The organism is Cognatundibacterium griseum (assembly GCF_014284195.1).
GTDB lineage: Bacteria > Pseudomonadota > Gammaproteobacteria > Burkholderiales > Burkholderiaceae_D > Undibacterium > Undibacterium griseum.
Genome location: NZ_JACOGC010000009.1, coordinates 15689 through 31315 on the forward strand (window position 1 = coordinate 15689; position 15627 = coordinate 31315).

The following is a 15627-nucleotide window of genomic DNA, read 5'->3' on the forward strand; positions in this document are numbered from 1 at the left end:
TTTACTTCACCGGTTTTTCTATTTCTTCAGCATAACCAAGGGTGCCGCAGCAAAATGCTGCTACCAATCCTAAGGAAAAAAGGAATTTATCCATATTTTTCTTTCAAGTTAAATTTATTATTTTGATAATTTTTACCTAAAATATCAAATGCATTTAATCTCCGGCAATCAATATAGAAATTTTGCCTGTTAGATTATCGCCATCAAATAGGACGCTTGAATGTCAGAATCGGGGCACTGTTGTAGTTGATCATGTTGAGGCCCTCCACACTGACCAATTCCCAGCCTTGCTGTCCCATGTCGTTACATTTTTCCTCGACTGCTTTGTGATCGGACCGGCCCGTCCAGAAATGACGTTTCAGCTTTATAGCGATGACTTTATATTCCCATTTATTCATGATGACCCTATGTGGTTGAGATCAAAAATATTGCACGTTATGCGACAAGACACTCCTCACTATGAAGCATGTCTTTTATTAACCCGCTGCTTTTCTGTTTTGCTTCAGGCTGGCTGACGTCGGAAATCATGCAGCCAGGTTCCGGCCTGTCTGGCTTCCTGTTCGTGTGCCGGTTCGCGGGGACTTTCCTGCAACGCATCTTCATACCATTGCCGCATGCCGGGCAGCGCCAGCATGTGCTGGCAATAGGCGGTGGCGGCGGCAGACATGATCAGGCCGTAAGTCTGGATGCGGAATACCACTGGTGCGAAAAAGGCGTCTGCTGCGCTGAACTGAGCCCCGGCCAGATACGGGCCGCCAAACCGGTGCAAACCTTCCTGCCACAGTTCATCTATTCTTGCGATATCTTTCTGGAGTGCTTCGGGCATGTTTGAGAGCGCTACGCGTATGCCGCAGTTCATGGTGCAATGCTGACGTAAGGCGGAGAATCCCGAATGCATTTCTGCGGCAGCGCAACGTGCCCAGCTGCGCGCCGCCGGATCGGATGGCCAGACCTGCGGATAATGCTCCGCCAGATGCAGGGTGATGCCCAGCGAATCCCAGATGACCTGCCCGTCCTCAGTCAGGCAGGGAACTTTCCCTGTAGGAGAAAATGCACGGAAGGCTTCCCAGTTGGAGCCTTCGCGGAAATGTTCCAGATGCTCGGTAAAGGGAATGCCCAGTTCGCGCATCAGCAGCCAGGGACGCAAAGACCAGGAGGAGTAATTTTTATTGGCGATGAAAAGCTGAAGCATGCGGAGTTTCCTTATTGAAGTCAGACGGACGGAAATGGTCATTGTGCGTGAGCCTTACCAAGCAGGCAACATTTTTGTTTGACTGCGGGCGGTAAGTTAGGAAGTACGGCGTAAAAAATCATACTCTGTATGGGCTATGGCAATGCAGAGCACACGTCACTCGATCGGCCGCATCAAATCCGGACGGCGATATCTGCGATTGATTCCTCCGTTTCTGCACTCTGTCGCATCCGCCTTGTACCGCCACAATGCTTCTTCTACGATGCAGCCATGTCGTTGACAGTCGTCCTGACGGTAAAACAGTTACACAGATATCTTTCATATCATTAACGAGGGGAACAAAAATGAAAACAACATTCAAGGTATTTCTCGTGCTGTGCGCAGTGCTGATCGCAGCCATGCTGTGCATGCCATTGCTGCCAGATCAACAGGTGTGGATTAATGGTGAAGAGATCCACGGTGTGACGGGATTCGGTGTGATTCTGTGCGGGATGATCTTTGCGGTATTTGCCGGAGTGCTGGCGTTTCTGTTCGGCGGACTGGTGCTTGCCGGCGTCGGTGTGCTGTTGGCCTGTATCGCCATTTCTGTGTTCTTCGGCCTGATGTTTGCGCTGTTGCCGATGTTCATACCCGTGCTGGCTGTCGTCGGCGCGGTCATGCTGTTTCAGCATTTTCGCCGGCAGCGGAACCGGGTCAGCCACTGAAGCTGCGCGACCAGCGCCGCCGGCAGCAGAATCCGCTGAATAGGAGCCGGGGCGCTGGTACAATCTCAGCCTATTTTGCTGATCGCTTGCTATGAAATCTCCGGAACTGCGCAAAGAATTATCTGAACTCATCCTGCACAAACGCGGCATCCGCCTGAATCTGCAACTGCCCCTGATCGAGAGCGAGGAAGAAATCACCTTGCGCAGCAAGGATGATGTCGCCCAGCGCCTGTACGCTTTGTGCCTGCTGCATCACAGCGCACAGGAAGCCCTGCAGCCAGAGGTGCGGCGTCTGCTGGAAACCACCGGCTCCGCAGGTTTATCCCACCTTGAACAGCAGCAGTTATACACGCCGGAAGCAACGGCTGCCAGCACCGATGCCTTGTCGTTTCTGCTCTGGTGCTGCGGCCTGAAAAAAGAGGCCGGAATGCCGGATGGCAAGCAGGCGCTGACTGAAATTGCCACGCTCTGGCAAGCCATCAGTCGCCAGCCTGCCACTCTGCCGCTGCAACTGCATCTGCGTTCCAGAACAGACATTCTGGACTGGGCTGATCTGCTGTACCGTCTGCACTGGGCGGTCAGGCATGCCCATCTGAACGGCAAGCCGGTTCCGGGCCGGCTCGATGCCCATGCGGTGCATGCGTGGCACAAAGCCGTAAACTGGATGATTCGCTATGATGACGAAAACGACTGGGACCGGGTCAGCACAGAAACAGCCGGTTAAACTTTTTCGACGCATCAGACAAGCGATTTGCGAAGTATTGCGGCCTCATTATGCCGTGGCTGCGCCAGTCGCCATTCAATCCTGCTCGCCATCACACAAAGCTGCAAAAGCCAGTCATAGCGGCTACAATAAAACGATATCGCCGATCGCATTTTTTCCTGCCAGCCTGCCCATTATGCCTATCCGTCCGTTTCAGATCAGCAGCGCCCTGCTCTTCGCCGTCAGCTTGCTGTGCCAGCCTGTCCGTGCGGGCGATTTTGAAGACGGGGTCAGCCTGTATGAACAGGAGGAATTCTCCGCCGCTGCAGAAGCCTTTCAGGCTGCCGCCAGCAAAGGGCATGCCGATGCGCAGTTCAATCTCGGCCTGATGTATCTGAACGGCGAAGGTGTTCCCGAAGATTACCGGCGGGCGCGTGAATTATTTGAACAGTCGGCAGCGCAAAACAATGTACGGGCACAGGTGAATCTGGCGCGGATTTATGCCAAAGGTAAAGGTGTCGCGCCGGATTATGGCAAAGCCGTCAGCTGGTTCAAAAAAGCGGCAGATCAGGGTTATGCCGATGCCCAGTACAGCCTGGGGGTGCTGTACGTGACCGGAAATGGGGTGGCGCCGGATTATCGCAAGGCACGTGAGCTGTTTCAGCAGGCTGCCGATCAGCATAATGCCAGCGCCCAGTACCAGCTGGGTCTGATGTATTTCAAAGGCAGGGGCGTTGCGGTAAATCTGGTGGAAGCCTATAAGTGGCTGCTGCTGGCAGAAGATTATGACGATGCCGCAGTCTATCGCAGCTATGTGGCGCGTTCCATGAGCGCGGAGCAGATCAGCGAAGCCACCACCCGTGCCAAAGAATGGACGGCATCGGGTCAGTAAGCATGAGATGACTGCCTGTCAGGCATAAAAAAATCCGGCACCGTTTTCAGGAGCCGGATTTTTTTTGGATACCCGGTGCGACCCGGCATCATGCCATCATGCATCAGCCGTCAACACATCAGCCATCAATAGCCCGTCGTCCAAGCGCCGAATCATCGGAAAAGAAGCCATCGATACCGGCTTCAATATAACGCCGCATCTCCGCCACCGAACCGTTGTCATGCCGCGCATCTTCCCCCTGATCGTTGCGGAAGTCCGCTGCCAGAAAACGGTTTTCCGGACGGAAGGTCCAGGTATGCACCAACAGGCCGGCCGCATGCGCATCGGCAATCAGGGCGGTAGGCTGACCCAGTCTGCCATCCGCCAGCAGAGGAATCAGCGCTCTGGTTGGCGGCGCCACGATGTCGGCATAGCGCGCCATCTCTTTCAAGCCTTGCGGAGTGCACATTTTTTCAAATGTCAGATCACCGCCAGCAGCAACCACATCGGCAGGGCGACCGCGTTCCACCAGTTGCATCAGGCGGATATTCGGACGCTTGCCAAGCACACTGCGCAGGTATTTGAGATTTGCCACTTCAAACGACTGCACCACCAGCGGGCAGCGTTGTGTGTATTCATGCGCTGCGATGCTCGCCAGAAAGCGGTCTTCCAGCGGCAGGCCGATAGCCGCAAAATACGTCGAATGTTTCAGTTCCGGAATCAGGCCGATCACCTTACCGGTGGTCGCTGCATTTGCTGCGGCGAAATCAATGATTTCATCCCAGGTCAGGATCTGGAACATGCGGTCATACTGCGTATTTTTCGGACGCACTTTCGGCAAGCGCTCGACAGCACGCAGGGTCTTGAGTTCTGCCAGCGTGAAATCTTCGGTAAACCAGCCGTTCAGCGTGATGCCATCAATCGTGCGGGTCACACGTTTGGCGGCAAACTCAGGACGCAGCGCGACGTCTGTGGTTTCGTTGAGGAAGTTTTCATGCCGCGCGACCAGTACGCCATCTTTGGTGCTGACTAAATCTGGTTCAATAAAATCAGCGCCATCGGCAATCGCCTTGGCATACGATGCCAGTGTATGCTCAGGACGCAGCGCCGAAGCGCCGCGGTGTGCAAACAATTCCACCTTGCGGCCGGAGGCGGTCTTTTGCGCAGCACCCGCCGTAGCGGAGGTCTGCTCCGTCGAGACACTGGTTGCTGCCAGACTGAGCTGGCTGAGTTGGGTTAGCGATAAACCGGTGCCGGCAACCATGGTGTTAAGCCATTTGCGGCGTGTCAGATTGGTTTGATCCATCTTTGTCTCCATCAGAATTCCGCGCCGAAGGTCACGAACACCTGGCGTGGCGCAATCGGGAACGTATTGTAGGTACCGCTGGCAGCACCGACCACCACGGCAGAAGCGCCGGTTACCTGATTCAGGTTAGTGACATTCAGGCGTACCCGCGCATTTTTCAGGAAGCCATTCTGCTCTACCGGAATCTTTGCAGTGACGCCCAGATTCAGCATGAAATAGCTGTCAACAGATAAATCGTTGGTGTAAGTCGCGTAACGCTTGCCGACATAATCACCGATCAGTTGCGCTTCGATATTACCGAAAGTGGCCGTTGCCACGAATTTATTCATCCATTCAGGGCTGCCCGGAACCCGCTTGCCGGAGGTGGCGACATTGTTCTTACCGTTGCTGTAATCATCGTTGTAGACAGAGCGGTTATACGACAGCGCATTGTAAAAACTGAAGTTCTTGCCAAAGTACACCGTGCCTGCCAGATCGATACCGTCGGTGGTCACGCTGCCCACGTTGGCCAGCACAGGGTTGCCGCCGACGATGGCGGTAATCACCGGCGTCGGGCTGATCTGCAACAGGCGGTTGCTGAAGTCGACATGGTAAACGTTGACCTGACCATCAATCCTGTTCAGCGCGCCCAGATCCAGATTACGTTTGCCGCGCAGACCCATTTCATAAGTGACCGAGGTCTCAGGCTGTGCAGTGTTCTTGAACAGATCGAAAGCGGACTGGCTGGACAGACTCCACGGTGAAGCACCACCGCCGCCATAGGTGACGAACTGACGCATGTTTTTCTGCGCGTTCACAAAGAACTGGTCACGAGAGCTGATGTCCCACAACAGGCCGAGCTGCGGCAGGAACCATTTCTTGGTATCGATTTCACCGACCGGCAATGCCGTGGAACCACCGGAAATCGCTCCCGGCAAAGGCTGTACCGGGAAGTCGCCTTTTGCATATTGCAGGCTGGATTTGAAACCCATTTGCACCGACATATCCGGCCGCACACGCCATTCATCCTGCAGATGCAGCTGAACCACATTGTTGCGGATTTCACTGTCGTACTGGGTGATCAATGGGTTAGACGGTCTGTCGTAAGGAGAACTTGGATTATTCACATCCAGCGGATACCAGCGACGGAAAGCAGACGACTCGTTGTGTTCCCACCAGCCGCCGAATTCAATCTGGTGATTGCCGATTTCGGTGCGCAGATTGGAGATCAGGCCGGAACGGTGAATATCGTATTCCGTGGTGCGGGTTGCATAGCCGGAATTACCGAAAACCGTTTTCAGATTCTGATTTGGAAAATATACGCTGAACAGCGCTGGCAGACCGGCGGCACCGATCGGTCCGGCGACCACGCCGACGCCATCATCACGGTGGAAGTAAACCTGATTCGACCAGACCGTGGACGGATTCAGATTCCAGTCATATTTGGCATAAGTCAGCACGTCTTTACGCTGCGCATCGCTGTAATAGTTACGGTAGTTAGCACCGTCTGCCGCAGGTGTCGCACCGGTCGGCGACAGGTAAGACAGGGCACCGGCAAAATCGGGATACCAGAACGGACGTGTGTATGGTGCGCTGGTTTCGCCAGCCACATGCACGGTGCTGTCTTCGTTTGGTTCGGTCTTGTCGCTGTAGTTGAAAAACAGCGTCAGCTTACCGGCATCGTTATTGCGGACAAATTTACCGTTGAGCTGTTTGCCGCCCTGCTTGCCATCGAAATCCCAGGCGCGGGCATCCTGACGCAATACCGACACATAAGCCGAATTGCCTTCGCCAAAATTACCGGTATCAAAGCGGGCAAAAGTGCGTGATGTGCGATAGCTGCCGAGTGTCTGCTCGACACTGGTTTTGCGGGTGGTAGACGGATCGCTGGAGAAGACTTCGATAGTGCCGCCCAGATTGCTGGTCGATGGCGTTGCCAGATTACCGGCACCGGACGACAGGATCACATTGCGCACGTTTTCACTGATGACGGCGCGCTGTGGCGACAAGCCGTTGTAGTTGCCGTATTGCTGATCGCCGAGCGGCACGCCGTCCATGGTGTAGCCGAGCTGCTGGCCGTTAAAGCCATGCACAAACAGCGACAGATTCTGTTCGTTGTTACCCCATGGATCCGCAGTTGCAAACGTCACGCCAGGCAATGTCTGCAAGGATTTGACCGGGTTGATACCCGGCAGGATTTTCTGGATTTCATTGCCGCGCAAAGAAACGGAGGAGCGTGTGCTTTGCGAAGAAATTTCGACGGTCGCTACAGCGTCATCTGCTTTTACCGTCTGATCCTGTGTTGTGCTGCCAGCCTTCGCCGCAACAGTCTGCGCCTGACTCAGCGCAGGGTAAGCCATGAGGCAGGCGGCGCTGATCGCGAGCAAACGGAATGTCTGCTGCACGGGGATTTTTTTTGTGGATTTCGCTGATTGCATGCGGTTCTCTCAAAACGGAATGGAGTAAAAGAAGGTTTGTAAAAAAGCCCGCGTAGCTTAATCAGCATTTGTGACGATGACGTGACGGATCGGCTGATTTTCAGTGAAATATGTTTCCATGTGGAAAAAATATTTTTCTCCGATGTCATACTCCGGAAAGAAAAATTCTTTAGAAATTCTGCTCAGGCGAGGTATCTCAGGTGCGACAAGCTGGCACAACAAATCACAGCAATCATGCCAGATGCATTTACTGTCATTTACAGCCTTTGCAAAGCATTCAGCAAAGGAATGCAGGCATCGGCAACGCGGTTGATGCTGTGTTCGCGCAATGCCGCCAGATCAACCCGGGTATCACTGCGCAATCCGGCCCAGGCCAGCAATGCGGCACTGGCCGCCGGATCATCGAACATGCCATGCAGATAGCTGCCGATGATCTGGTCGTCCGCTGAACGTATCCCCTCATCAAAAGGGAGCGCCGCATCGTCGCTATGCAGCCGGAACACCGGCAGCGTATTGCGGCTGATATGATTCGCTGTGGTGACGCCCATGTGAATTTCGTAGCCCTGCACAGCTGCACCCGGAGGCTGGCCGAACAGGCATATTCCGCTGACTTGCTGCAGACGTTTTTCCTGTGTGAGTTGGGTACGGATATCCAGCAGACCAAAACCTTCCGCCATGCCCGGTGCGCCTTCCACACCATGCGGATCATCAATGACCTGCCCCAGCATCTGATAACCACCGCAAATGCCAATGACTTTGCCGCCATAGCGCAGATGCCGCTGCAAGGCCTGCTGCCATCCCTGCTGCTGCAAAAATGCGAGATCGGCGCGGGTGTTTTTACTGCCCGGCAGGATGATCAGATCAGCGGGCGGAATCGTACCGTCCGGGCCGATGAATTGCAGATCGACATCCGGATGCGCACGCAGGGCATCGAAGTCGGTGTGATTGGCAATGCGCGGAATCGCCGGCACGATAATGCGGAACTGGCCGCTGCGGTTCTGGCTCGACTGAATCGCGTCTTCTGCATCGAGTTGCAAACCATGCAGATAAGGCAGCACAGCGAGCACCGGCTTGCCGGTCTGTTGTTCCAGCCAGCGCAGCCCGGGCTCCAGCAGGCGGATATCGCCACGGAAACGGTTGATGACAAAACCGATGATGCGTTGCTGTTCCGATGCCGACAGACACGCCAGCGTACCGACGAAGTGGGCGAAAACACCGCCACGGTCAATGTCCGCCACCAGAATCACCGGACAATCCACCGCTTCGGCAAATCCCATATTGGCGATGTCGCGTTCGCGCAGATTAACTTCTGCCGGGCTGCCGGCGCCCTCGACGATAATCGCCTGATACTGCGCCTGCAGGCGCTGATACGATGCCAGCACCGCCTGCATCGCCACCGTTTTGTACTGGTCATAATCACGCGCCTGCATGTCCGCCCGCACCTTGCCGTGAATGATGACCTGGGCACCGGTATCGGAGGAGGGTTTCAGCAGCACCGGATTCATATCGGTATGCGGCGGAATGCCGGCAGCCAGCGCCTGCAATGCCTGAGCGCGGCCGATCTCGCCGCCATCAGCAGTGACGGCGCTGTTGAGCGCCATGTTCTGCGGCTTCATCGGCGCCACGCGCACACCCTGACGCTGCAACAGGCGACACAAAGCAGCCACCACCGTGCTTTTGCCCGCATCGGAAGTCGTGCCCTGCACCATCAGTGTTGTGATCTTCATCGGTGTTCCGTCAATGTTATGGTGATATTTGGCCGATCTTGTATCGATCTTCTAACGATGCTGATCGTCTGCTGCCTAATAGTCGGCAGGCGATACACCCTGACCTGCTTTTGCCCGGTAAATATATGTCTGAATATACTCCCCCCAGTATCTTAAAAAACCCTTACTTTCTCTTGGCATCAGCCCTATTTTATTAAAAACAGGGGGGAGTATCTGCTGTCTGCCAGTTATCAGGAGTTTGCCTTATCCGCTGGACGCACATCTTCGGACCCGCATGCGCCATGCGCCTGCTGCCAGTCTGCAATGATTTTCTGCAGTTGTGGCAGCCCATGCCGGATTGCCGATGGTCCCGGCGACAGGACATCGGGGGACTTGATTTCCCAAATCTGTACGTTGCGCACCGCAGGCACGGCAGCCCAGCCTTCGCGCCTGATCACGCTGTCCGGCTGGAATTTTTTACCGCACCACGAACCGATGATGATGTCCGGTGCACGGCGTATCACTTCTGCCGGGTCAGCAATGATGCGCTCTTTGGCGCTGTGAAAGCCGGCCAGATCGGCAAACGCATCTTCCCCTCCCGCCACACCGATCAGCTCGGACACCCAGCCGATGCAGGACATCATCGGTTCATTCCATTCTTCAAAATAAATCTTTGGTTTGCGTGCCCAGCCTGCACTGATCCGGCGCGCCTGCGCAATCTGCGCCTGCAGTTCCGCCACCAGCAGCGCACCGCGTTCAGCCCTTCCGGTCAGCGCCGACAGCACATGAATCATTTGAAAAATTCCGGACAGGGTGCGCTGATTAAACGCATGGACTTCCACACCTGCTGCAATCAGTTCACGACATAACTCGGACTGCATGTTCGAATACGCCACCACCAGATCAGGATTCACCGCCAGAATCCGCTCGGTCTTTGCAGAAGAAAAACCGCTGACCTTCGGCTTCTCGGCCCGCGCCCTTGCCGGATACACGGTGTAGCCGGAAATGCCCGCGATCTGGTCTTCTGCACCGATGGCATACAGCACCTCTACCGCTTCGGTGGACAGGCAGGCGATGCGTTCGTAATGGCCTGTGAAATCACTCATGGCGTACCTTTCTGATTGCTCTGGCGGTGCTGCCGCGCCTGCTCCAGCGCCTCGCAGATGGCCCGGGCGCCGTCGATGATGCGCGGCCCGGGACGATTCATCAGATCACCGTTAATGGTGACCAGATTCTGATTCCTGACTGCCAGCAGCGTCGTCAGCGTTTTCCACTGGGCCATGCCATTGCTGCGCTGATTTGCACTTTCCGCGCTGATGATGACTTCCGGATTTTCCTGCAATACGGCCTCTGTGCTGACCACCGGCGCAGCCGTCGTCAGTTTGTTGAAAATATTTTCGCCGCCGCACAGCCGGATCGCATCGCTCACGATGTGATGTCCGTTCAGCGTGTATAAAGGTTGGTGCCAGACCTGATAAAACGTCCTGACCTGCGGCCTGCCCGCATACTGCGCAGAGAGTTGCTGCAATTGCTGCTTAAACTCGGCAGCGGCCTGCTGCGCCTGCGTTTCGGTTCCGAGCAGGCTGCCGAGTTTTTGCAAGGTCTCCGGAATCTGCGTCAGCCGTTGCGGCTCGCTGAAGAAAAACGGAACGCCGGATTGCCGCAACAGATCAAGCTGTTTATCGAATGCGCCATGCATCCAGATCACCAGCAGGTCCGGCTTCATGGCCATGATGCGCTCCATGTCCAGCAAGCGGTTGTCGCCGATGCGCGGAATCTCTTTGGCTGCAGCAGGATAATCGCTGTAACTCACGGTGCCGACGATTTTATCGCCGCCGCCGGCTGCAAAGATCAGTTCGGTCACATGCGGCGACAGGCTGATGACACGCTGCGCCGGACGAGACAGGCGCACCGTATTGCCCATGTCGTCCGTCACACTGACAGGCAAAGGTTGCGCGGCCTGGGCAGATAATGCGAACAGACCGGCCATGAGCCAGATACCCGCCATGCCAGCAATGGCAGGAATGCGCTGCCAACCGTTCTGGAATGCGGTTTTGCTTGTGCTGGCAACATGCTTGTGCCTGATTTTTTTCATGCTGAATCACCTCTGCTGGTTGCGATGCGTGTGCTGACTGCGCTGCTTGCCGTGACTGTGGCGGTCATCCGTGTTTCATGGCTGCTGCTGGGTCCATTCATGGCAGGCCTGTTGCAAACGCTGCCATCCGGTTTCACCGCCGGGTAAGCCCAGCCGCACGCCGTGCGGGCGCTGCGGCCCGGGCGCAAACCAGCGCAGCCAGATGCCGCGCTGTGCCATGAAATGAAACAGATGCTCACTCTGCTCGCCGGTTTCGTGGTGGCTGATCCACTGAAACAGATCGGTGCCGGATGAATGCCATCCGTGCTGTCGCAACAGGTTGCGCAGGCGTTCGCCGTCATGCTGCAATTTGTCACGGGTTTGCTGCTGCCATGCGCTGTCCTGCAACGCAGACAAAGCGATCTGCTGCGCCGGGCCGCTGATCGTCCAGGGGCCAAGCGCATGCGCCAGCTGACGCAAGAGCGCTTTTCCGGCAGCAACAAACCCGAGCCGGATACCGGCCAGTCCAAAAAATTTTCCGACCGAACGCAATACGATCACACCGGCTTGCTGACTGTAACGGGCAATGCTGAAATCATTGGCGGTGTCGGCAAACGCTTCATCCACAATCAGCCAGCCGCCGCGTGCCGCCAGCCGGCCTGCCCAGTCCAGTAACTGTGCCGGGGCAATCCGTTCGCCGGTCGGATTGTTCGGGTTGCAGACCACGATCACATCGGCGGCATCGACCTGCTTGCCCAGCAAGGCATAGGGCGATTCGCTCACGCTGAAACCCGCCTGCCGCCATTGATGTGCATGTTCGGCATACGAGGGTGCGGATACCACGATCCGCGAAGCCGCGTGCGATGCAGCGCGCAGCCGGGGCAATGCCTGAATCGCGGCCTGCGTTCCGGCCACCGCCAGCATCTGCGGCGCCTGATAATACGCTTGCGCCGCTTCCTGCAGGGCGGTCGAGGGTTCCGGCAGGCGGTGCCAGGCATCCGCAGGCAATGAAGGCACCGGATAAAAACCGGGATTGATACCGGTCGACAGATCCAGCCACTGTTCCAGCGGACGTCCGAAATTGTGAACTGCATCGCGCAGATTGCCACCATGTTCCAGCATCTCACCACCCTCCGCAAAGAAACGCCGCCAGCGCCACACCACCCGCCCAGAAAAAGCTGCCGCCGGACACCAGCAACAAGGCACGCCGGATATCCGCCGCACCTGCGGCCGGGCCAGCGCCAAGTAAAGGGCGCTGTTCATCCGCACCGTCATACTGGGCCAGCCCACCCACCGTGACGCCGAGCGCACCGGCGCCTGCCGCCATCACGGGACCGGCATTCGGGCTGGGCCAGGCGGGCGCCTGCGACCGCCAGCAGCGCCATGCCAGCGCAGTATGACCGAGCACAGCGTAGGTCAGCGCAGTCAGCTGTGCCGGGATCCAGTTCATGACGTCATCCACACGCGCAGCAACACAGCCGAAGCGTAAAAAACGTGACGAACGATAGCCCCACATGGCATCGAGCGTATTGACCAGCCGGTAGCAGACCGCACCGGCACCACCCAGCAGCACGAACCAGAACAAGGTGCCGAATACCGCATCGCAGCCGTTTTCCAGCACCGATTCGACGCTGGCTTTGGCCAGATAGGCGGCGTCACCATCGGCGGTATCCCGGCTCACGATACGGGCGGTCAGTTCGCGGGCGAGCGGCAGATCCCCGTCTTCCAGTGCGCGCTGAATCGGCAGATTATGATCGCGTAAACTGCGCAGCCCAAGGCAGAGATACAGGAACAATGCCTGCCCCGGCAGCGCCAGCCAGAATGACTGCTCCTCTGCCCGCACCAGCATCAACCAGACCAGCGCAGTCAGCGGAACCACTGCCGGCAGCCACGCCGCGAGCCCCGTCCAGCGGGTGGCAGCAGCATGATTCAGATGGCGTTCCAGCCAGTTGGCCAGCCTGCCAAATCCGACCAGCGGATGCCAGCGCTTTGCTTCGCCCAGCGCCAGATCAAGGCCCATACCCACGATCAGGCTTAATGCCAGCAGCGCCGGAGACAGAATCAGCATGCGCCTCCCGCAAGCCACGGTTGTGGTGCATTTTTCAGATACAGAGGCAAACCGGCCGCCACCCAGATCACCCGTTCGCTGCATGATGCCAGCGCCTGATTCAGCCACCCGGCCTCATCGGTGAACCAGCGCGATACGGCTCCCATCGGCACGATGCCCATACCAACTTCATTGGACACCAAAATCACCTCACCCGGCGCCTGTGCCAGCGCATCGAGCAGCGCAGCCCGCTGTTCCGTATAGATCGCCGGTGGCGTGATGGTGCCGATTTCAGGAAAATCCCGGTTGTCAGCAAACAGGCAATTCGACAGCCAGACGGTGATGCAATCGATCAGGATCAACGTATCCGGCTGGCTGTGACGGCGGATCGTGTCTGCCAGCGCCAGCGGCTGCTCCAGTGTGCGCCATTCCGCCGGACGACGCTGCTGATGGTGGGTAATGCGTTGCTGCATCTCTGCATCGGCAGCCTGCGCCGTCGCCAGGTAAATCACCTGCCTGCCGTGACCCGGTGCGCTGCCCGCCCTTGCCGGCTGCGTCATCCATTGCGTCGCCAGCTGTTCGGCAAACGCACTTTTACCGGAACGGGCGCCGCCGAAAATCAGTGTGCTGCTCATGCGCCGTCCCGGAGAAACAGGCTGGCAGCAGCGCAAGGCGATGAACCGAAATACGCATGAAAATACGACGCATGCAGCTGCCGGCTGCGGTAAATCGCCTCACCCACACCCTCCAGCACGCCGCGCTGATGCTTGCAGGTATGCTGCGCCGGAGTCAGTGTGGTTTCAAAACGCGAGTAGTGAAACGTGTGGCCGCGCAGTTCGCCTTGCGGCATCTGCCACGCCTGACCACCCAATGCCGCCAGCCGCTGCTGCATGATGACCTGCCCGCTGAGTAATCCGGCCATGGGCCAGTGCTGTCCCTGCTGATCGGTCAGCCCTTCGGTCAGTGCCATCATGCCGCCGCATTCAGCCAGCATCGGCATATCGTCCAGCCAGGCTTGGCGCACCGAGTCCTGCCAGCATTGCGCCTTGCTCAGTGCGGCGGCATGCAGTTCCGGATAACCGCCCGGCAGATACAGCGCATCAGCCTGCGGCGGAATGCATTCGTCGGCCAGCGGAGAAAAAAAGACCAGCTCTGCCCCCTGCTCTCGCAGACAACGCAGATTGGCCGGATACAAAAATGAAAAAGCGGCATCGCGGGCAATGGCGATGGTTTTACCGCTCAGCAGCGTTGCCGGTGCCGGCTCCGGCATCAGCTCAAATGTGGTGCGTGGCAATTTCTCCCAGGCATCCGGCGACAATTCCAGCTGCGCTGCCAGCTGGTCCAGCAAAGCATCGATCTGCGTGACTTCATCGGGCAGCACCAGTCCCAGATGCCGTTCCGGCAGGGTGTGCTGCTGGCGTGCCAGACTGCCCAGCAGCGGGATATCGCGCATCGCTGCCGCCACCATCCCGGCATGTCCGGCAGAAGCGATCCGGTTGGCGATCACCCCCGTCAGCTGCACCGGACCAAAATCCCGCAGGCCGAGCGCCAGTGCGCCGACCGTCTGCGCCATGGCAGATGCATCCAGCACGGCAATCACCGGCACACCGAAAGCCCGCGCCAAGTCTGCCGATGAAGGGTTGCCGTCATACAGTCCCATGACACCCTCGATCAGAATCACATCAGCCTGCGACGCCGCCTGCGCCAGCATCTGCCGGGATGCGGATTCACCCACCATCCATAAATCGAGCGAATACACCGCCGCACCGCCGGCACGTTCCAGAATCATCGGGTCGATAAAGTCCGGGCCGGTTTTAAACACCCGGACGCGCTGCCCCTGCTGCACCAGCTTGCGCGCCAGTGCCGCAGTCGTGGTGGTTTTTCCCTGCCCCGATGCAATCGCCGATACCAGCACCACCTTCGCCGATACCGTGGCAGATGCAGCAACCGGCGGCGCGCTACCCAGTGCGCCGGCCATTACCACTCCACTCCGGCCTGCGCCACGATGCCTTCTTTAAACGCATGCTTGATAACCTGCATCTCGGTAACGGTGTCGGCAATCTCAATCAGCTCAGGCAATGCGCCGCGTCCGGTGATCACCACATGCTGCATCTCTGGCCGGGCATCCAGATCGGCGATCACGTCCTGCACATTCAGATAATGGTATTTCAGCGCGATATTGAGTTCATCCAGCACCACCAGTCCGATGGCCGGGTCGCGCAGGAATTGCCGCGCCTGCTGCCACGCAGCGGTAGCTTTTTCGATATCGCGTTCGCGGTTCTGGGTTTCCCAGGTGTAGCCCTCGCCCATGGCGTGAAACTGTACTTCTTCCGGAAAGCGCCGCAGGAAAATTTCTTCGCCGGTAGACATCGCGCCTTTGATGAACTGCACGACGCCAACCTGCATGCCATGTCCGAGCGCGCGCATCACCATGCCAAAAGCGCTGGAGCTTTTTCCCTTGCCGTTGCCGGTATGAATCAACAGCACCCCGGTTTCGCGCTGCGCCTGCTGAATCTTGTCATCCATCAGCGCCTTCTTGCGCGCCATGCGGCGCTGATGGCGGGAGTTGATATCGTCCGGAGCATCCGGAATGGAATGTGCTTGCAT

15 protein-coding genes are annotated in these 15627 nt (G+C 57.4%); 3 read left to right on the top strand and 12 right to left on the bottom strand.

The window, feature by feature from the left end:
• Positions 1–203: 203 nt before the first annotated feature.
• The gene (locus H8K27_RS15730) at positions 204–398 is read right to left on the bottom strand and encodes a DUF4177 domain-containing protein (protein ID WP_186864127.1); all 195 of its coding nucleotides are present in this window, start codon (positions 396–398) and stop codon (positions 204–206) included.
• A gap of 104 nt (positions 399–502) precedes the next feature.
• Positions 503–1192, bottom strand: a complete 690-nt coding sequence (locus H8K27_RS15735; protein WP_186864128.1) for a glutathione S-transferase family protein — start codon at positions 1190–1192, stop codon at positions 503–505.
• A gap of 344 nt (positions 1193–1536) precedes the next feature.
• Here H8K27_RS15735 and H8K27_RS15740 point away from each other — a divergent pair, with 344 nt between their 5' ends.
• The 3 genes from H8K27_RS15740 (at position 1537) to H8K27_RS15750 (ending at position 3491) form a co-directional block, all read left to right on the top strand.
• Complete coding sequence (locus tag H8K27_RS15740; RefSeq protein WP_186864129.1) at positions 1537–1896, top strand: hypothetical protein; 360 nt, start codon at positions 1537–1539, stop codon at positions 1894–1896.
• Positions 1897–1987: 91 nt separating this feature from the next.
• The gene (locus tag H8K27_RS15745; RefSeq protein ID WP_186864130.1) at positions 1988–2620 is read left to right on the top strand and encodes a DUF4272 domain-containing protein; all 633 of its coding nucleotides are present in this window, start codon (positions 1988–1990) and stop codon (positions 2618–2620) included.
• 55 nt (positions 2621–2675) lie between these two features.
• Positions 2676–3491 (top strand): tetratricopeptide repeat protein, encoded by an 816-nt coding sequence (locus tag H8K27_RS15750; protein WP_186864131.1) that lies wholly within the window; start codon positions 2676–2678, stop codon positions 3489–3491.
• A 118-nt stretch (positions 3492–3609) separates the two neighbouring features.
• Here the strand turns inward: H8K27_RS15750 and H8K27_RS15755 are convergent, their stop codons facing one another.
• The 10 genes from H8K27_RS15755 to cobO all read right to left on the bottom strand — a co-directional run bounded on the left by H8K27_RS15755 (position 3610) and on the right by cobO (position 15627).
• Entirely contained in the window at positions 3610–4776 is a 1167-nt protein-coding gene (locus H8K27_RS15755) for a glycerophosphodiester phosphodiesterase (protein ID WP_230419415.1), read from the bottom strand.
• An 11-nt stretch (positions 4777–4787) separates the two neighbouring features.
• Positions 4788–7193 (bottom strand): TonB-dependent receptor, encoded by a 2406-nt coding sequence (locus H8K27_RS15760; RefSeq protein ID WP_230419417.1) that lies wholly within the window; start codon positions 7191–7193, stop codon positions 4788–4790.
• A 257-nt stretch (positions 7194–7450) separates the two neighbouring features.
• Positions 7451–8902, bottom strand: coding sequence for a cobyric acid synthase (locus tag H8K27_RS15765; RefSeq protein ID WP_186864169.1), 1452 nt, complete (start codon positions 8900–8902; stop codon positions 7451–7453).
• 248 nt (positions 8903–9150) lie between these two features.
• The gene (locus H8K27_RS15770) at positions 9151–10005 is read right to left on the bottom strand and encodes a cobalamin-binding protein (RefSeq protein WP_186864132.1); all 855 of its coding nucleotides are present in this window, start codon (positions 10003–10005) and stop codon (positions 9151–9153) included.
• Entirely contained in the window at positions 10002–10994 is a 993-nt protein-coding gene (locus H8K27_RS15775; RefSeq protein ID WP_230419420.1) for a cobalamin-binding protein, read from the bottom strand. Before H8K27_RS15775 ends, H8K27_RS15770 begins: the two co-directional genes overlap by 4 nt.
• Positions 10995–11069: 75 nt before the next feature.
• Entirely contained in the window at positions 11070–12095 is a 1026-nt protein-coding gene (gene cobD, locus H8K27_RS15780) for a threonine-phosphate decarboxylase CobD (RefSeq protein WP_186864133.1), read from the bottom strand.
• A gap of 1 nt (position 12096) precedes the next feature.
• Entirely contained in the window at positions 12097–13041 is a 945-nt protein-coding gene (gene cbiB / locus H8K27_RS15785; protein ID WP_186864134.1) for an adenosylcobinamide-phosphate synthase CbiB, read from the bottom strand.
• Positions 13035–13655: a bifunctional adenosylcobinamide kinase/adenosylcobinamide-phosphate guanylyltransferase gene (gene cobU, locus H8K27_RS15790; protein WP_186864135.1), complete on the bottom strand. Its 621-nt coding sequence runs from the start codon at positions 13653–13655 to the stop codon at positions 13035–13037. The genes cbiB and cobU overlap by 7 nt, the downstream gene beginning before the upstream one ends.
• Positions 13652–14998, bottom strand: coding sequence for a cobyrinate a,c-diamide synthase (locus H8K27_RS15795; protein ID WP_186864136.1), 1347 nt, complete (start codon positions 14996–14998; stop codon positions 13652–13654). The genes cobU and H8K27_RS15795 overlap by 4 nt, the downstream gene beginning before the upstream one ends.
• A complete protein-coding gene (gene cobO, locus H8K27_RS15800) occupies positions 14998–15627 on the bottom strand; it encodes a cob(I)yrinic acid a,c-diamide adenosyltransferase (protein WP_186864137.1) in 630 nt (209 codons plus the stop codon). Before cobO ends, H8K27_RS15795 begins: the two co-directional genes overlap by 1 nt.